We start from the raw sequence: 18,136 nt of genomic DNA, 5'->3' as shown, positions 1-18,136 counted from the left end.
CAATGGAAGGGATGAAGATGTTTTTATTCATGAAGAAAGAATTTTGTCTTTCAGCATTTAATTTGAATATAGAATGTGAAAGATGATTGGATGTAAATATAAAGAACCCCCGCAAATCTTCTCATGTGAAGATAGCTGGGTTTTAAAAGTTGGATGTGCAAATTACACTTAAAATATATGGAATTATCAGTCAAAGTAGTCAAAGTGACAGTTAAGTGGATTTGAGAAATGGTGTGTCCCTAGGGAAGGTTTAAAGAAGTGTACAAACAATGGTAAGCAGGAGAGAAGACTGCCGAAAAAGCGATAAGTTGGATTAGAGATATGAATGTTTCTCAAAGAAGACTATTGTAGATCTTTATCACTCGGGTAATTCGGTCAAAGAATTAAGCGGCGAATATGGCGTATCAGAAGTTACCATTTATAAATGGGTTAAGGAATTTACTCCTATCGTTTTAGGGGAAGATTCCATGACTCCAAAGGAATTAGCAGCTATACAGAAGGAAAACCTTCGGTTAAAGCAAGAAGTTGAAATCTTAAAAAAGGCTATGGCCATATTCGCGAAAAAGTAACCGAGACAGATCTTACCGAATTTATTGAGGAACACAAGAAACAATATCCCGTACAGAAAATGTGTGAAATATTAGAAATCCCAAGAAGCAGCCATTATCAGTCCCTTCAAATAGTCGTATCAAATCGAGAACAGGAAAACAAAGAATTAACGAAGGAAATTCATCTCATTTACTTGGAAAGCAAGGGACGGTATGGGGCTCCAAAGATTCATGAAAGCTTATTAACCAAGGGTTTTTCCCTAAGTCTTAAGCGTGTTCAACGTTTAATGAGCAAAGCGAGAATTCGTTCTATTACTAAGAAAAAATACCGTCCCTATCCATATAAAGAAAAGGTTATTCAACTGGATAATTTGCTAAAACGAGATTTCACTACTCAAACCATTAATGAGAAATGGGTAGCAGATATTACGTATATCCACACGTTAAAAGACGGATGGTGTTATTTAGCTTCGGTATTGGACCTTAATTCTAAGAAAATAGTAGGGTATTCATTTTCTCGTTCAATGACGACAGAACTGGTCATAAAAGCTTTCAATAACGCACACTTATCACAAAAGCCCTCGGAGGGCTTAGTTCTTCATACGGATCTTGGCTCACAATATACAAGCAGTGAGTTTACTCAACATATCCAAAACCATCATATTAAGCAATCCTTTAGTCAGAAAGGTTGCCCGTACGATAATGCCTGTATTGAATCCTTTCATGCGCTATTAAAAAAGGAAGAAGTCAACCACGTACAATATCTAGACTATCAAACAGCTAAATTAGCAATGTTCCAATTTATTGAAGGCTGGTATAACCGAAAAAGAATTCACAGCAGCTTGGGCTATCAAACCCCACAAGCCATTGAAGATCGAATTAGGAATACAGCTTAAGATTTAACTTATTAGTGTCCAAAATATTGACTCAAATCCACTATTTTATTAAACTAACGGGTGCGTTACTTCAATATCAGGAGCTTTTCAGCAGCTCTTTTTCTTATGGCACTAAAATTAGATAATAGAACCTATCATGAATACCTAATCCAAACTTTTGCTTAAATGGGAGTGTCTAGGGTCTTGAAATAAATAGCACTCAAAGGGAAAACTGCTTAAAAGCAAATTCAGATTGTACTGTAACTGCTTTTATTGAATGATGACATAAATTAAATGGTCAAGAAAAGGACAAAGATTTGTAATCATATATCACCTCTCACATTGAAATGTTAAAAACTTATTTTTATTCGTAGATGCATGAGGCTTTTTCTTTTTTTTGTGTGTAATCCGCATGTCATCCTTGTGCGTGTCTTTGTTGTTGTAGGATTTGGCGGTATTTAAAAGCGGTGATATTACGTGGTTTGTGCATTACACAACCTGACATTCCGGTTAACGCCCTAAAAATCATTGCAACTCATACGAATGAAGGTGAAACAGTATTGGATTGTTTTATGGCTTCAGGATCAACAGGACAAGCTACTATAAATCTAAATCGGAACTTCATTGGCTTTGAATTAGATAAGACTTACTTTAACGAAGCTTCCAATGCTTTACATAGAGGTACGGCAAGTTAAATGATGTTATTCTGTTGAAACCTCCTGAATACGACGGATTACCCGTTTTTGTGACAATTACGAACTTGGCTACTCAAGACTTTAACCTCGAACTTAACGATTCGAGTAAAACACCGTTTCCCGCGGTGTTTTTATTTTGGATAAGAAAGATGAGGTGGTTAAGTTAGGTAACTAAGGATAAAAATTCCTATGTATAATCAAGAACGTTCGTTCTATAATAAAAATTATAGTATGAATAGAGATGTTCATATGTCAATTCGTGACAGAGGAATTCTAAAGTGGCAGGCAGCTTTGATTTTACCTGAACATAAAGAAATTGTAATGGAGGTTGCAAATCAAGATTGGGGATAAATAAAATGACTGTATCCCCCTTTCAATATTAATCAGTTTAGTGATGGAAAATAAAAAAGAGGTTGGCATATTGCCAACCTCCCCAAAATAGGGTAAATCCGCGGTAGGGGTGTCGGTCCCTGCCCGTATCTTACTTCATCATCGCATTATCAGAACCCAAACTTTGAAGCTTTGTTTACGCGAAAAAACTGTACAAAAATTTAAGAAGGTAATCCATGCCTAACCAAACGATAGGTAGGCACACAACAAGTAGAACAACTTTTTTAAAATGATTCTCGAATGTAGTCTTCTCGTTCACATAAGAATTACAAGAAGCCTTATAACGAGGTTTTACGTAATTTTCCAGTATGTAATACATTACAAAGAACTCAATCCAAAAGACTATTAAGTTTTCATTTAATATATATATTAACAAGGTGCATCACTCCAGATTATTTAAAATAATCTGGGTTCTGCTTCGTCCTTAGTCCGACACACCTTCAATTATAACCTATGGAATATGCTTACCCAATAGACTTTGATAGCTTTATGTAAAATATTTTGATTTTTTAAAAGTGTCCCAATCCCGGTAGAAAGAAAATTCAGGATCTGATCCTATTTAAGCAGAGTATTTATTTAAATTTTGGGATTAGGAGGAATCCTTACGGAACCACTAAGTTCGTCAGAGGTACCTTTATAGTCCAGCTGGTTATAAGGGCGAGAACCATTGTAAATATCACAAGTGAAATTATAGAGATTACTATTATCAATTATATTGTTTACGTTATCTGACAAAATTATGTGTAGTTTAAGTCTGTAATATTTATTTGAATCAATAAAAATAATCGGGTTATCAGGTTCAAATCTAATTTGTACTCCAAGATATACGCCATGTTCTTGAAGTTTATTAATTCTCTCTGTATCTTGAATTCTACTTTTAATTTCCTTGTGAGAAAACTCTTTTCCTCGCTTTTCGTCAGACCATATGATATACCAAGGATGATGGACATGGTAGGAACCATGTTGTGTCCATTTTTCTACTATTTTTAATCTTTCACTACCATCTTTTTCAAATAAGAAATAGGGTATATCATCAAAAGGTAAATCATTAATTACTTCAGCCTGTTTTGTATCTACACGATATCCCTCTATTTTATCTATGTAAAACAAGAAATTATTAACTGGAGGAAATTTAAATTCGACTTCCATAAAATTAGGTGCTTTAAAATTACTATTTAGATCAAGTCTATCGTACGCACGGATTTTTGTATCGTTAATTAGCAAGTACAGTGGTTGAACATCATTACTATTCCTTGTATCCAATAAACTCGCAACATCGGGTAATCCCCCGATTGATCCTATGTTAGTTAATCGTCCAAGTATATTATGAAACTGTAGTAAGATAAAAATGCCAGAATAGACAATAATCATTACATACCATTTTTGCCTCCAAGAAATATCCGTAAAACCTATATATATTGCCCATAGTAGGCAAATTGCAATAATTGTTTTTTGACAGATATTCGTAACAGTGATAATAAATTCATCATCACTCTGATATACAATTGCATAATCTCTGTATTTGTTCTGAATTGAGGCGGTAATGCCCACTAATTTATCTGCAACAGCGTCATTTGCTTCTCGGGTAAGACTTCTAAGTTCCCAAAGTAGTTCTCTGCATTTCTGAATTTTATGTTGGCTATTCAAAGAAACAAATATGGCAATAAGCCCCATTAAAGAGAGGAGTCCGCCACTAACACCGAACATTATTGAAGCAGTATTTTCGTCAAATTTGATTTTAGTAATTAGAGATATTAATAAGGAATATAATGTAGATATTATAGATAAAATTAGCCATTCGTCTTGCTCTTTCCCCCATGCTTTAAGAAGTCCTTGTTTATCCATTTTTCCTCCTTATTATAATTATTTTTTTAAATTAACTATATCATAAGATTAATATTCTAAAGTGACTCGAAATAATTATCCCCTCGAAGAGCACCATTATATAGAACGAGTGTTGTTTCGAACTTTTTATTTTTTAGTTAAATAAATAAATAAATAAATAAATAAATAAAGCTCTTCAAAATTGAAGAGCTTTCAGTTTGTAGACAAAAGGGGTTCGGAATGTTTTAATTCCGGACCCCTTTTGAAATTCCCTTTGAATTTTGCTCAAGATTAAGAGATTGGGCCTCTACGAGCCCACTTTATTAAGCCATTCTTGGACCTTGCCATGTCCAATTGGCTATCTTCTTTAAATTCATGGCAGCGAAAGTAAGCATCGCCTGCATCGACAATTTTTTAAGTCTCCTTAAAGTAGTCCAACGCATACCATGCTTTTCTTTTGCATCTGCGAATACACGCTCTATTGTTTCTTTACGTTTCGCATATATAGGTTTTACATCCTTGTGATGACGCAGATGATCTGCTTCTTCCATATAATTTTGCCAGATATGGCGTGTCACCACTTTTTGATGATCTTTGCTTACTGTACACTGTGATAAAAATGAGCATGTCGCACAAGTGTGTTTGGGTGATTTGTACTCGCGATAGCCCTCTTTATTTGTTGTTGAGTACTTTAAAATCTCGCCCGATGGGCAGAGATAACAATCAAAATGTTCATCGTAAACATAGTCATGCTTGCGAAAGAACCCTTCTTTTGTTCGTGGACGTGTATAGGGTAAAGCTGGTGTGATTTCTTTCCCAAAAAGGTAGCTTGTAATGGCTGGTGTTTTGTAAGCTGCATCTGCGGCAACAGCTTCAGGTTTTCCAACTTTCTCAATCACTTGTTCAACAAGAGGCTCTAAGATATGACTATCATGCGTATTTCCCGGTGTTACAATCGTCCCCAGCACAAAACCGTTGCGGTCCGCAGCCGCATGAAATGAATAGGCAAACTGTTTTGTTCGTTCATCTTTTACATAGTAGCCACTCTCAGGGTCAGTTGTACTTTCTTTAATTTCTTTGGTTTCTTCTTTATCAAATTTATCCGGTGGAAAAGGCTTCTTTCCATTGTTTTCACGATCTTGATTTATTTCTTCTTGAAGGCGTCCTTGATATGCTCGTGTTTCCTTACGAACGATTTTCTTTTCGAATTTCCGCTTATTCGCACTGGCTTTCACATGTGTTGAATCAACGAATACGTGCTCTGCACTTATTAACTTTCTTTCTGAAGCTGTCATTAAGATACGATAAAAAATCCGTTCAAACAGGTCTGTATCTTTAAAGCGACGCTCATAATTTTTCCCGAACGTTGAGAAGTGAGGTACTTTATCATGGAAACCGTAACCTAAAAACCAACGGTAAGCCATATTCGTTTCAACTTCTTCAATCGTTTTACGCATCGAACGAATACCGAAGGTATATTGAATGAATGTCAATTTAACTAAAATAACTGGATCAATACTTGGGCGCCCTATCTCTGAATACATATCTTTCACCAAGTCATAAATGAAAGTGAAGTCAATGGCTCCCTCAATTTTACGAACCAAATGGTTCGCTGGCACCAGTTGATCCAAAGTAATCATTTCAAGTTGATCTCGCTGAATAGAATTATGTTTCGAAAGCATCGTCATCACCTCAAGTTTTAATACTTCTATATTAAAACAAAAAGGACTGTAGGCAAAAGTGGTTATATCTAATTGTTAAAACAAAGTTGATTGGAACGGAAGGTGCGAGACTCCTGCGGGAAATGCGTGTCCAAGGGAGACCCCACAGGCGCAAAGGCGCCGAGGAGGCTCCCTGACCGCCCGCGGAAAGCGAGTGCCTGGAGTGGAAATCAACGTCGAATTTTTACAACCCCTCAAAAAAACTGTAGACAAACTCGATTTTCATCGAGTTTGTCTACAGTCTGAGGTAAGAGCATAATTATGCTCTTACCTTTTTTTGTGGAGTGGTGTTAGGATGTCTAAGCGCACTTTCTATATGTCTAAAAGGTTTTATAGGTTTCTGTGGTTTTATTTAGCTTTTAATAGGCTAGTAAAAATATGACATGTTAACAATAAGTGTGAAATTTCTATTACTTTGTCGATATGTTTTCAACTAAAATGGTACGAATAAATTTTTGAATTTCCTCTACAAGATCAAAATCCCCTCCAAATATAAGCCAATCATAAAGTGTTCCTCGCATGCAACGTGTGATCAGCATAGTAATTTCTTCAGATGGAATCTCTTTTCTAAATTCTCCTGCATCTTGTCCTTCTTGAACAAATGAATGAACGATTCTGTATAGGGTTCTATCTGTGTCTGAAAGAGATTTAGGTTGATTTGGAATCAATGCACTAACGTAAACTGTTCTCATCAAATCCTTTCCTAAGTCATCTCTCAAAAAAACCATTTGAGATTTGGTTAAGAGAAGAATTTTCTCACTACAGCTAAGGTCTTTAGGTATTGATTTAGTGAAAGAGGCATAAAAATCATCAATCTCTTTAAACTTTTCAATGAAGATTTCATACTTAGATTTAAAATGCACGTAGAACGCACCTTTTGATGTATTGCTAACACTTACAATTTCATCAACTGAAACCTGATTGAATCCTTTTTTGCTAAAAAGATCCAGAGCAACTTCTAAAATTTTCTTTTTAGTTTGTTGGGATTTAATTTGTCTTGGGGTAGAACGTGCCATTTATATCTCTCCTTTTTAAAAGGTGGTTTAAAAATTGCCATTCGAAGAACTTCTCATAACTATAAACCTCATTTTATTTTGGCGATTACAATGAATAACAACTTTGTTAATTTATATCTATCAGCCGCTATAATAAGGAATAGGGCCTCACTCGAGTCAGTTGGTAGTTTTTTAATAAGGTTAATTATACAGGATTTGAGGAGATGTTCTTTATTTATTTCTTAAATACCTTGATACAATAGAGCTTGGGAATATCGAATTATCATAATTATAATATAATTATAAATATTCTGAAAATTAATTGACTGTGATGCGATGTATAATTATAATGAAATCGAAGACTGTAGTTTGTGGATATAGTCTCTATTTTGTATTCTTTGGTGAGAAATGTAAGCGTTTTATTTGGGTGTGTCAAACATGCTGGGATTTAAAGGGGGAAAATGGATGGATATTGTCGGAAATAGAACATTGAAAGAGTTATTAAACGAGCAAGCAGCTAGGCACAAAGATAAAACGTTTCTACTTTTTGAAGATATAGAACAGAAGAGATTTGAATTAACTTATGGTGAATTTGCTGATACAGTAAATCGTTTAAGTAACGTATTTATTGATTTAGGTGTAACGAAAGGTAAACATGTAACATTGCATCTCCCAAATTGTCTAGAGTTTATGACTTCGTGGTTTGCATTGGCTAATATCGGAGCTATTATGGTCCCAACCAACATTTTATCTACTAAAGATGAAATGGAATATCTACTGAATCATTCGGAGTCAATACTTCTCATTACGGAAGAGAAATATTTAGACAAATTTACAAACACACGTGAAAGTCTACCGTATTTACAGGAAATATTGCTAGTTCGTTGTGAAAGTGAGAAATATGTGGATAAAGACTTAAAGCACTTAATAGCAAAAGCTAAATCTGATTTACCGGATATTTATGTAGATTCCGAGGATGTGGCTGCATTACTTTATACATCAGGTACAACATCAAAACCAAAGGGGGTTCAGATTACACACGCGAACTATCTATTCACAGGGGAAGTTATGTCAAAATCAATTCGCTTAGCTCCGAATGATAGGCAATTAATCGTTCTTCCATTGTTTCATGGAAATGCACAGTATTATTCTACAATGTCTGCTCTAGTAGTAGGGGGCAGTATTGCAATAACCGAACGATTTAGTGCTTCGCGTTATTTCAAACAAGCCAAAAGCTTAGGTGCAACGGTAGGTTCCTTATTCGCTGCACCTATAAGAATGATTCTTGCACAGAAATTCGACCAAACTGATATTCATCATTCTTTAAGAGTTATCTGGTTTGCTCAGTCGGTTGCGGAAGAACAATTAAAGGATTTTGAAGGGAAGTATAATGTCTCTTTACTACAGATGTATGGGATGACTGAAACTGTGGGAGTACCACTAATGAATCCATTAGATGGGATTCGCAATAATAATAGTATTGGAAAGCCTACCATTGGTTATGAAGTAAAAATAGTCGATGAAATAGGAAATGAAGTACAAAATGGACAATCAGGTCAAATCGTAGTTAAAGGGATTCCGGGTCGTTCATTAATGAAGGGGTATTATAAAAATTTAGAGGCAACGAAAGAAACATTAAGAGATGGTTGGTTGTACACAGGCGATAATGGCAGAATCGGGGATGATGGTTACTTTTATTTTGTTGATCGAATTAAAGATATGATTAAACGGGCAGGCGAAAATGTTGCGGCAAACGAGGTTGAAAGTGCTCTGGCAGATTATGAAGGGGTTTATGAGGCTGCTGTAATCAGCATTCCTGATGAGATGCGCGACGAAGCTATTAAGGCATATGTTATTTTACATAAAAATTCCAATGTTAGAGAAGATGAACTTATTCTTTACTGTCGCAAACGCTTAGCCAAATTTAAAGTCCCTGATACAATAGAATTTGTTGATGAATTTCCTAGAACTGCAGTGGGAAAAGTGCAGAAACACATCTTAAGACAAATGCATAATCAAAGATTTAAAACTCATTCCTAAAGATTTGTTAATTATAACGAAACTTAAATACCAACAGATTTTATAAATTAATAGAATTGGGTCAATGTTATTTGAAAAAGACAGAGGTCGTCAAAAGGGGATGTTCTATATGAATAAGAATCGAGTTCTATTGGCAAGTCTTTCCGGTTCAGTTATTGAATGGTATGACTTTTACTTGTACGGTACCGCTACGGGCTTAGTATTTTCAACTCTCTTTTTTTCAGGTCAAGATCCATCAATTGCCCTTCTTCTTGCATTCGCCACCTTTGGGATAGGTTATGCTGCGAGACCAATAGGAAGTATTATTTTTGGACACTTTGGAGATAGAATAGGACGAAAAGCTACACTAATGTGGACTCTTATCGGTATGGGAGGTAGTTCATTTCTTATTGGTTTACTCCCTACGTATAATCAAGTTGGCCTGCTAGCACCTATATTATTGGTTGTCCTAAGGCTTATTCAGGGAATCTCCTTAGGAGGAGAATGGGGAGGAGCAGTCCTCCTGGCGACCGAATCCGCACCGAAGGGTCGTCGGGGACTTTACGGTTCTGTTCCACAATTAGGGGTTCCATTAGGTTTGGTAGCGGGTTCTTTCAGTCTTACTCTTATAGCCTACTTGACTACCGATGCCCAGTTTTTAGCCTGGGGTTGGCGGATTCCTTTCCTTTTTAGTGCTGTTCTAATCGTTTTGGCTCTTTGGATCAGAGGGGGGATAGAGGAAACTTCGGCTTTCCAAAAACAGAAGGAAAGCGGAGAAATTGCGAAAGTACCTATTGTAGAAACATTCCGCAATCATCGTAAAAGCCTCTTTCATGTGATTGGACTCAAAATTGGAGATGGGTTCTTCAATGTATTTCTTATGTCTTTTGTACTCGTCTATACTACTACCTATTTGGGTTATTCAAACGAAATAGCCTTAACGGCTCTAACAATTGGCTGTGCTACGATGATTATTACGATTCCAGTGGTGGGATATATTTCTGACTTTATCGGTAGGAAAGTTATCTATATTAGTGGATTGGTACTTATGTTTCTTCTTGCAATACCTTACTTTTTCATGATTGAACAAGGAGCGACTTGGTTGTACTATATGCAGGCTGCCATGCTCGGTATAATTTGGGCGGCAATTTTCGCTACACAAGGAACATTGTTCTCTGAACTCTTTCCAGCTAAAGTTCGTTATACTGGGCTATCTTTCGGCTATCAAATGGCCGCAGCTATAGTAGGTTTTGGTCCTATGTTATGGACAACAATGGTAGATTCATTTGGCCCATCGCATTGGGTATTTGGAGGATTCATGATGGGAGGGCTTACACTTTCTTTGGTATTAAGCCTGTTTGTTCCCAACACTAAAAAAATATCACAATATGAAGAAAGTAAAGAAAAGTTTAAAAAAGATAATTCACTTCAAATTTAATTATTATCTGAATACTGGTAAAAGCTATAGTGTCAATTTCTTTAACAATCATTATTTTCGAACCAGGGGGCTTCAGCATTGGTTTTGGACGTCTTTATGTTTGCACACTGTTAGGAGGTTTGCCTGCGGGCCTATTAATTGGTCCTGCTTTTGGCGGCTACGGATAAGCCTATCCTTACTCCCCCATCTCCTATCTTTTTTTAAATGTTAATTATATGGCCGGGTCTATAACCCGGTTTTTTGATTTCAACTAATATGTTCATCATAATCGGGTTTTAGGAAAGTTGACCACTTCTGTTTTTGATAGGAATAATGAAAACAATTAAAGAAAAATGAAAAATCGTCAAAAAAGAGTGAACCTTTATCATCAAAGCTATAGGAATTTAAAAAATCAACAATAATAGCTTGTTGACCCACTAGGTCAAATATTCCGGTTACATAAAATTGATAACTGAATTTATCATATAAAAAAAGATAGCCTGTCTCCTCAAAAGCATTTTTTACTGAAATCTCATCCAATTTTACTCACTCCTTTCTTAACAATATACCTTTTACTTCTCAATATTATTCAGTGCTAAAAGGAAAAGATTACTATTGATTAATAATTATTGAAGATTGTTTTTTATCTTCTATACGTAGGATAAAAAAAGAACTGTATGGTAGGGGAACTGAGGAAATGAAAACAGCACATCCATTATAAAAGGATGTGCTGCTTTCATTAATCTATTATTTGTACATTTCAGCAACTTGTTTTTGCAATTGAGTATCTTCAAGGTACTCATCGTAACTAATTTGCTTATCGATAGTACCTTTTGGTGTAAGTTCAATAATTCGGTTTGCTACCGTTTGAATAAATTGATGATCATGAGAAGAGAAAATCATAGACCCTTTAAAGCTGATTAATCCATTATTCAATGCCGTAATTGACTCTAAGTCAAGATGGTTAGTCGGTTCGTCAAGCATTAGAACGTTTGAACCGCTTAGCATCATTTTAGAAAGCATGCAGCGGACTTTTTCGCCCCCTGAAAGAACACTAGCCTTTTTCGTAACTTCATCACCAGAGAATAACATTCTGCCTAGGAAGCCGCGAAGGAAGCTTTCGCTCTGATCATTAGGAGAATATTGACGCAGCCAATCGACAAGAGTTAAGTCAACACCATCGAAGAATTCAGCGTTATCTTTAGGGAAGTATGCCTGAGAAGTCGTAACACCCCATTTGAAAGATCCGCTATCCGGCTCTATTTCACCTGCTAAGATCTTGAACATGGTGGTTTTTGCAATTTCATCTTTACCGACAAAAGCAATCTTGTCACCTTTATTCATCGTGAAGCTGACGTTTTCCAATATTTTTATACCATCAATTGTTTTTGTAATTCCATCTACACGAAGCAAGTCGTTTCCGATTTCACGCTCCGGTGTAAAGCCAACATATGGATAGCGGCGGGAAGAAGGTTGAATATCATCTAAGCTGATTTTATCCAATAATTTCTTACGGGAAGTTGCCTGACTCGATTTAGATGCATTGGCACTGAATCGAGCGATGAAATTTTGAAGTTCTTTGATTTTTTCTTCTTTTTTCTTATTGGCATCTTGTGTTAATTTAAGAGCAAGCTGGCTTGATTCATACCAGAAGTCATAGTTACCAATATAAACTTTGATTTTACCGAAATCAAGATCCGCGATATGCGTACAAACTTTATTAAGGAAGTAACGATCATGGGAAACTACGATAACTGTGTTTTCAAAGTTGATTAAGAACTCTTCCAACCATTTAATCGCTTTTAAATCCAAATGGTTGGTAGGCTCATCTAGTAAAAGAACGTCTGGTTTTCCGAATAGTGCTTGAGCAAGTAATACTTTAACTTTGTCGCCACCGTTTAATTCAGCCATTTTCTTTGTATGAAGGTCCTCAGTAATACCAAGGCCTTTCAAAAGGATCGAAGCTTCAGGTTCAGCTTCCCAACCGTTTAATTCTGCAAATTCACCTTCAAGTTCGGCTGCTTTCATTCCGTCTTCATCAGTGAAGTTTTCTTTCATATAGATTGCATCTTTTTCTTGCATGACTTCATATAATCTTTCATGCCCCATTATAACTACTTTAAGAACTTCCTCTTCTTCAAAAGCGAAGTGATCTTGTTTTAAAACGGCTAGGCGCTCGCCAGGCCCCATATGAACATCACCGGATTGTGCTTCAATTTCACCGGAAAGAATTTTTAAGAACGTGGATTTACCGGCACCATTTGCCCCAATTAGTCCGTAGCAGTTACCAGGCGTGAATTTTATATTAACATCTTCAAACAGTTTACGATCGCCATAGCGTAAACCAACATTATTTACAGTAATCATTTATTTACATTCCTCCAAAACTATGTTTGCATCAACGTTTTTAGCAACTTTTTATTTTTTTAAGACACTGAATAACATGAGCAGAAATTTACACTTGTATATTTTTAAAACTTTGCCGTCCGTTAGATTGTATCTTATTTCAGAGGAAAATTAAAGTTAGATTAGCAAAAACAAACGCTTAGGGGCAAAAATTTAACGAGCATTTTTGTTTTAAGATATAATTTGAAAAATTTCATCAAATATTTTTGACATACATGTATATTTTTCGTCATTCACACAAAATTCAATCGACATGAGAAAATCGTAGCCACTTTTTTATATTTTTATGTAGTAGTGGAAGAGATATTTGATGTCGGTATGAGGTTGGATGCTTTCCGAATTATGCATAATAAGTTAAATAAAATGAGGTTAATAAATAATCATTTCTAATATGTTTATTCCTTTCACGCAAATAGATTACTTTAGCGCGTTAACTAATCTGCAAATAAAGAAATTGCTGAGCAATTAGAAGTTAAGCTACACAAATTAATGCAAGGAAATATGAAGATAATATTTTGCAAAAAGAGAAGTTAAGTGAAAACAGATACTTGTCCACACCTTCTATCAAAATATACATATACAGTATAAAGGAGGTTGTTAGGATGAAAAAAATCCGTTTTGGTTTCCTGAAATACATTGTGAATTCGAACACAAATGTAAAAGTGAGCACAAATGTAAATCTAAATGGAAATGGGAATGGAAATTCTAACACAAATATAAAAAAATCGTTTCTATTTATCTTATAATTTACAAAAAAGCTATTAAACTAGTATGGGTGAGTTTGCAGATGAGAATTTAGTATGTAGGCATCCGAATAAATGGGTGCTTTTTTAATAGATTAAATCATAATCGATTCTTTGAGAAAAAAAGCACCTGTCAATCCAGATATCCTTTTCAACCTTGTTAAAGAACGACTTAACTGTGCATCCGAAAATGTCTTTATATCTGGACGGCTAAATTTTGTCGTTTCTACATCTCCTGCAAGTAATACAGTAGGTATGGTTGCTCCCAAATAGTATACAATGTAAGTTCGTCTTCTTGCTAATAATAAGGAATTTTGTGCAGTCGCGTAAGCAGTTTGAAGGGAAGCAAGAAAGGAAGGGTTTATCTGTTACAATTCAAGCTTGATTGGCTTAACATCTTTTTGATAAGCAAGATGTTCACTAATTTCTGATAAAGAGATATACAATGGACGGAAACAATAATAAACTTCCGCCTCCCAACATGGTAATGAATTTCCTGGGATGTAGTTTTTATATATTTATCTCTTGAATTTCTGAAAGGTATTCAATTAATTGCCTACTGAGAGCATTTAGATGCTCTTTCATAAGTCAACATATAAAAACAAAATTCAATCAGGAATATATCATTTATCCTTCAAATATTGGGTAATATTCTGGGATTTTTGTTTTGAAAAATAAATCTATGTTAAGGGATTTGTCAACCCATTGGTTTTCTGATAGTATGAATGTCCATTTCATCGTTGTATCGGTATTTTTTCTCCCGTTTAATCAATCAAATGTAGGAAGGAGAATGGTTCTTTTGGTAAGACATCCTGATTTTGAACAAGAACGTCAGAGGTTGGATTTCACTAAGCGCTATATAGATGTAGTCATCAAAACATCAGAAACCAGCAAAGATCAATTTCAACGGAATATGCAAGAGGCTTTTGGTGATGCGGATTGGTCTGAGTCGGGCCTATATTCTCAGTTGTTGACAACTGCCAACTTTTTTGAAATGTCTAGGTCTGAACTGGAAAGCTTACGCAAGGCAAGCAAAAAGCCTTATTTTGCAAGAGTTGATTTTGAACGAAATGATGGTGATCTAGGCGAAGTACTTTATTTCGGGAAAACTTCCCTTTATCAGAGGGAAAGCCAGGAACAGATTATCGTCGATTGGAGATCTCCAATAGCTAATCTTTATTACGAGGGTCGGATTGGTGAAATTGAATATGAAGCAGAAGGGGAAACATTTAGCGGGAACATCACTTTAAAGAGGCAGTTAATGATAGAAGATGGTGAGTTAGAAGAGGTCAGGGACATTGATTTAACAACAACGGATGAATTATTACAGGAATCCCTTTCCAAAAGTTCGAGCAATCGTTTGACCGATATCATTACCACGATACAGGAAGAACAAAATAGAATCATTCGAGCTGATTTAAATAAACCAATCATTGTTCAGGGAGCTGCGGGCAGTGGTAAAACAACAATAGCCTTACATAGGATTTCTTATTTTATATACCATTATAAAGACTTGATTGACCCACGCCAGTTGATGATTCTTGCCCCGAGCCGGGTATTCATTGATTACATTTCTGAAGCATTGCCGGAATTAGGTGTTGAAAAAGTAAAACAATTCACATTCGCCGAGTATGTTCAGGTAGCAATCGGAAAGCAACTGAAGCTAGTAGCTGATAATAAATTGACACGTTTGTTGGAAAAGGATGATGAAGAAACAAAAGCAGCGATCTGGATATCTGGATTTAAGGGTTCTCCATTATTTAAATTAATTTTGGACGAATATGTGAAGGATATTTTCAGGAGTTTTCATCCGGAAGAAGATTTTTATTGTGACAAATATCGCCTCTATTCTGCGAAGAAGTTCATTAGGCTACTGGAAGAGGATTATTGGTATTTACCATTATACAGCAGGCTCGACAAGCTAAAGGCCATTTTACAAAATGAAGTGAAGCTGAAAAAGAAAAAAATGCTTGAACGAGTAACGGATTTTTATGACGTCAAAATAGAAAAGGCCCTCTATAAGAATATTGATCCAGTAATACGCAAGGAATTTGTAACAAAATGTCTCGATAAAAAGGAGGAACGAATCGGACAGATTAAAAAAGCAATCCGTTCCTCTGTAAAAGGCTATTTTAAGCATTTTAAAAATAAAAACCTTCTTCAATACTATCAGGAATTGTACCAAGATCCCGAGCAACTGGCTTCGTACAGTAGCGGTAAACTTAGTCGTGAAGATGCATGTGCTTTATGTAATTATAATCAAAAGTTAATTCATGAGAAAAGTTATGAATTGGAGGACTTGGGTGCATTATTATATTTACAGGAGCTACTTTTTGGTGTGGATAAAGATAACAAAGCAAAAAATGTCGTCATAGATGAAGCTCAGGATTATAGCTTCATGCAATTGCAGGCGCTAAAAACGGCAGTAGATACTGATATGTTCACTCTAGTAGGTGATCTTGCTCAAGGTATCCACTCATATCGAGGACTTCAAACATGGGAAGAGGTCCATCGTCGTATTTTTCCGAGGGCGACATACACAGAACTACAAAAAAGCTACAGAACGACTGTTGAAATAATGAAACAGGCTAATCAAATTCTTCAATTGTTACAATATGATTTCCCAGAAGTTGAGCCTGTAGTCCGCCATGGGACAGAACCAGAATTCATTTCTATCGATAAGGATGATTGGGGAGAAGAGTTGATTAAACATATCGAAGAATTAAAAGGAGAAGGTTTCAAAACGTTTGCCGTTATTGCCAAAACGATGAAAGATTGTAAGCTAGCAAACGAGAAATTGAGTAGATGTCATAATGGCTTCCATTTAGTAGATGAAGCAGGAATTATTCCGAAAGATAAAACGTTAATTGTACCCTCATATCAAGCAAAAGGTCTAGAATTCGATGTAGTCTTTGCGATATCTCTGGAGGAAATTTATAGTCGGAAGAATGAACTCGATATTAAACTACTTTACGTCACAATGACAAGACCATTACACCGGCTTTATTTTTTGGGAAGTGAAAAAGAGGATTTCCTTCTGAGGAAATGATAGGAGGGGGATTTTAATTTTAATCTACCTCCTATTGCCATGATTTTCTTACAAATGCAAAAGAATTTCGTGAATGTCATCCCATCCATAACCGACTTCGATTAACTCAATTCCGGCCATTTTAACAGTTTTTTCAGCGATTACATGACCACCGAGAGCTTTGTAAAAACCGCATGAAGGATTATCTTTTAAAGCCCAGATAATTAAATTTTTATGTTCTTTATCTATGAGTTCATCAACAACCGTTTTAATCATTTTTCGACCAATTCCTTGTCTTTGATACTCTTTTAATAAATAGATGGCATATACTTCTCCTTGAATATGGGAATCATTAGTTTGTTCGGGGCCACCAGCTACAAAACCAATAATTTGTCCTTCACCATTTTCAGCTACATAAGTGGCATTATGCAGCATCTTTAAATTTCTTAGCCAATTTTTTTTTCTGGTTTCTAGATTCAAAGAAGTCAGATATTGATTCGGCAGGATTCCTTTATACGTCGATTGCCAACTGTTTATATGTACATAGGCTATTCCGGTTACATCTTTTTCTGTAGCCTTCCTTATTTTCATAAAAATCACCTTCTGATTTCGTTATTTTTTCTAGAATATCATGTAAAAAGTGAATAAGCATTTAATTTATGTTTATTACTACTCTAAAAAGGATAAGAAATAAGAGAGTGATTCAACCAGATGAAGGGAAGGATGAGAAAGATGAAATTGAAAGTTAGTTTTTATTTTCCGGGCGGCAAAGAAATAGAGCATGAGGTAGACGGCGATGACTCAACTCAAATGATTTCAAATATTCAAAAACACCGCTATTATAATTTAGTTAAAGGCGATTGCCATTATGTCGTAGATACTGAAAAAGCAGCTTATTTTTCTGTAACTGAAATATTGGATTGATTATAAACCGTATTGGACTTTTGTTCCAATACGGTTTATTCTTTTTGTTGTAGAGATGACCTGAAAAGGAGTAAACAATGAAAATTAATTTTACGAAAAAACAATATGAAACATTGTTCAAAATGGTTCAGTATGGATATTGGGTTGCTTCCGATATTGAAAATAATAAAGAGTTTAGTGACTTAGAACAATACCTGAATTCCTATGCAAAGGATTTTGGCATGGAAGGAATCCACTTTGTGAAGGAATATGAAATATATGATTTAAGTCATGACTTGGAAAATAAACTTCATGAAGTTATAGATGAATATGAAGAAGGGGTTTTCAGGGATAAGCTTGCCTATCATATGGCAAGAAAAGAGTTTGCAAAGGAATCGAACCTTCAAGAGTATACTCAAGAGGAAGCATTTAAACGAATTATGGAACTCGAAGAAAAATATCACCTTCATATTGAAGAACGTGGGTTAGAGAATCTAAAGATAGAAGAATAAGGGGTGAAAGGGAGAGAGGGCATTATTTGTCCTCTCTCCTTTATTTTCGGTTCTATAACT

15 protein-coding genes are annotated in these 18,136 nt (G+C 35.4%); 8 read left to right on the top strand and 7 right to left on the bottom strand.

Annotated features, from left to right (window positions below):
• The first annotated feature begins 344 nt into the window (after window positions 1–344).
• Window positions 345–1,444 (top strand): IS3 family transposase gene (locus tag JFV29_RS16735; protein ID WP_201187912.1). Its coding sequence is split into 2 segments (ribosomal slippage): window positions 345–543 and window positions 543–1,444, totalling 1,101 coding nucleotides; the frame shifts between segments, so codons are not numbered across the junction.
• 461 nt (window positions 1,445–1,905) lie between these two features.
• A complete protein-coding gene (locus JFV29_RS16730) occupies window positions 1,906–2,118 on the top strand; it encodes a DNA methyltransferase (RefSeq protein WP_207205147.1) in 213 nt (70 codons plus the stop codon).
• Between the two features lie 966 nt (window positions 2,119–3,084).
• On the opposite strand, the gene JFV29_RS16725 is transcribed toward JFV29_RS16730, so the two are convergent.
• From JFV29_RS16725 to JFV29_RS16715, 3 genes are all read right to left on the bottom strand, one after another.
• On the bottom strand, window positions 3,085–4,353 hold the full coding sequence (locus JFV29_RS16725; RefSeq protein WP_201185325.1) for a hypothetical protein: 1,269 nt from the start codon (window positions 4,351–4,353) through the stop codon (window positions 3,085–3,087).
• A gap of 302 nt (window positions 4,354–4,655) precedes the next feature.
• The gene (locus JFV29_RS16720; RefSeq protein ID WP_201185324.1) at window positions 4,656–6,014 is read right to left on the bottom strand and encodes an IS1182 family transposase; all 1,359 of its coding nucleotides are present in this window, start codon (window positions 6,012–6,014) and stop codon (window positions 4,656–4,658) included.
• Window positions 6,015–6,463: 449 nt separating this feature from the next.
• Window positions 6,464–7,069 (bottom strand): TetR/AcrR family transcriptional regulator, encoded by a 606-nt coding sequence (locus JFV29_RS16715; RefSeq protein ID WP_053346544.1) that lies wholly within the window; start codon window positions 7,067–7,069, stop codon window positions 6,464–6,466.
• A gap of 444 nt (window positions 7,070–7,513) precedes the next feature.
• On the opposite strand from JFV29_RS16715, the gene JFV29_RS16710 reads away from it, so the two are divergent.
• Window positions 7,514–9,088: an AMP-binding protein gene (locus JFV29_RS16710; RefSeq protein ID WP_201185323.1), complete on the top strand. Its 1,575-nt coding sequence runs from the start codon at window positions 7,514–7,516 to the stop codon at window positions 9,086–9,088.
• Between the two features lie 109 nt (window positions 9,089–9,197).
• Complete coding sequence (locus JFV29_RS16705) at window positions 9,198–10,505, top strand: MFS transporter (RefSeq protein ID WP_201185322.1); 1,308 nt, start codon at window positions 9,198–9,200, stop codon at window positions 10,503–10,505.
• A 246-nt stretch (window positions 10,506–10,751) separates the two neighbouring features.
• Here the strand turns inward: JFV29_RS16705 and JFV29_RS16700 are convergent, their stop codons facing one another.
• Both JFV29_RS16700 and JFV29_RS16695 read right to left on the bottom strand, forming a co-directional pair.
• The gene (locus tag JFV29_RS16700) at window positions 10,752–11,024 is read right to left on the bottom strand and encodes a hypothetical protein (RefSeq protein WP_201185321.1); all 273 of its coding nucleotides are present in this window, start codon (window positions 11,022–11,024) and stop codon (window positions 10,752–10,754) included.
• Window positions 11,025–11,231: 207 nt separating this feature from the next.
• A complete protein-coding gene (locus JFV29_RS16695) occupies window positions 11,232–12,851 on the bottom strand; it encodes an ABC-F family ATP-binding cassette domain-containing protein (protein WP_056520681.1) in 1,620 nt (539 codons plus the stop codon).
• A gap of 641 nt (window positions 12,852–13,492) precedes the next feature.
• Between JFV29_RS16695 and JFV29_RS16690 the strand changes: the two genes are divergently transcribed.
• Window positions 13,493–13,636 carry a hypothetical protein gene (locus tag JFV29_RS16690; RefSeq protein WP_201185320.1) on the top strand — a complete coding sequence of 48 codons (144 nt, stop codon included), beginning with the start codon at window positions 13,493–13,495 and terminating at the stop codon, window positions 13,634–13,636.
• 92 nt (window positions 13,637–13,728) lie between these two features.
• Here the strand turns inward: JFV29_RS16690 and JFV29_RS16685 are convergent, their stop codons facing one another.
• Window positions 13,729–13,902 (bottom strand): hypothetical protein, encoded by a 174-nt coding sequence (locus JFV29_RS16685; RefSeq protein WP_201185319.1) that lies wholly within the window; start codon window positions 13,900–13,902, stop codon window positions 13,729–13,731.
• Window positions 13,903–14,354: 452 nt separating this feature from the next.
• Between JFV29_RS16685 and JFV29_RS16680 the strand changes: the two genes are divergently transcribed.
• The gene (locus JFV29_RS16680) at window positions 14,355–16,682 is read left to right on the top strand and encodes a HelD family protein (RefSeq protein WP_242486903.1); all 2,328 of its coding nucleotides are present in this window, start codon (window positions 14,355–14,357) and stop codon (window positions 16,680–16,682) included.
• A gap of 48 nt (window positions 16,683–16,730) precedes the next feature.
• Here the strand turns inward: JFV29_RS16680 and JFV29_RS16675 are convergent, their stop codons facing one another.
• The gene (locus tag JFV29_RS16675; RefSeq protein ID WP_201185318.1) at window positions 16,731–17,252 is read right to left on the bottom strand and encodes a GNAT family N-acetyltransferase; all 522 of its coding nucleotides are present in this window, start codon (window positions 17,250–17,252) and stop codon (window positions 16,731–16,733) included.
• 141 nt (window positions 17,253–17,393) lie between these two features.
• Between JFV29_RS16675 and JFV29_RS16670 the strand changes: the two genes are divergently transcribed.
• Window positions 17,394–17,585: a hypothetical protein gene (locus JFV29_RS16670; protein ID WP_056520676.1), complete on the top strand. Its 192-nt coding sequence runs from the start codon at window positions 17,394–17,396 to the stop codon at window positions 17,583–17,585.
• A 77-nt stretch (window positions 17,586–17,662) separates the two neighbouring features.
• On the top strand, window positions 17,663–18,076 hold the full coding sequence (locus tag JFV29_RS16665; protein ID WP_201185316.1) for a hypothetical protein: 414 nt from the start codon (window positions 17,663–17,665) through the stop codon (window positions 18,074–18,076).
• Window positions 18,077–18,136 lie beyond the last annotated feature (60 nt).

The sequence above is a fragment of the Peribacillus sp. TH16 genome, assembly GCF_016651095.1.
GTDB classification, from domain to species: Bacteria; Bacillota; Bacilli; order Bacillales; family DSM-1321; genus Peribacillus; species Peribacillus butanolivorans.
The sequence above is the reverse complement of the archived record's forward strand: the minus strand, read 5'-3'. Positions and strand labels throughout refer to the sequence as shown.

What these genes read in the sequence shown, in the direction of transcription:
- JFV29_RS16680 (WP_242486903.1), top strand. Translation starts at nt 14,355, where the DNA reads ATGAATGTCCATTTCATCGTTGTATCGGTATTTTTTCTCCCGTTTAAT.
- JFV29_RS16720 (WP_201185324.1), bottom strand. Translation starts at nt 6,014, where the DNA reads ATGCTTTCGAAACATAATTCTATTCAGCGAGATCAACTTGAAATGATT.
- JFV29_RS16695 (WP_056520681.1), bottom strand. Translation starts at nt 12,851, where the DNA reads ATGATTACTGTAAATAATGTTGGTTTACGCTATGGCGATCGTAAACTG.
- JFV29_RS16705 (WP_201185322.1), top strand. Translation starts at nt 9,198, where the DNA reads ATGAATAAGAATCGAGTTCTATTGGCAAGTCTTTCCGGTTCAGTTATT.
- JFV29_RS16725 (WP_201185325.1), bottom strand. Translation starts at nt 4,353, where the DNA reads ATGGATAAACAAGGACTTCTTAAAGCATGGGGGAAAGAGCAAGACGAA.
- JFV29_RS16710 (WP_201185323.1), top strand. Translation starts at nt 7,514, where the DNA reads ATGGATATTGTCGGAAATAGAACATTGAAAGAGTTATTAAACGAGCAA.
- JFV29_RS16670 (WP_056520676.1), top strand. Translation starts at nt 17,394, where the DNA reads ATGAAATTGAAAGTTAGTTTTTATTTTCCGGGCGGCAAAGAAATAGAG.
- JFV29_RS16715 (WP_053346544.1), bottom strand. Translation starts at nt 7,069, where the DNA reads ATGGCACGTTCTACCCCAAGACAAATTAAATCCCAACAAACTAAAAAG.
- JFV29_RS16690 (WP_201185320.1), top strand. Translation starts at nt 13,493, where the DNA reads ATGAAAAAAATCCGTTTTGGTTTCCTGAAATACATTGTGAATTCGAAC.
- JFV29_RS16665 (WP_201185316.1), top strand. Translation starts at nt 17,663, where the DNA reads ATGAAAATTAATTTTACGAAAAAACAATATGAAACATTGTTCAAAATG.
- JFV29_RS16675 (WP_201185318.1), bottom strand. Translation starts at nt 17,252, where the DNA reads ATGAAAATAAGGAAGGCTACAGAAAAAGATGTAACCGGAATAGCCTAT.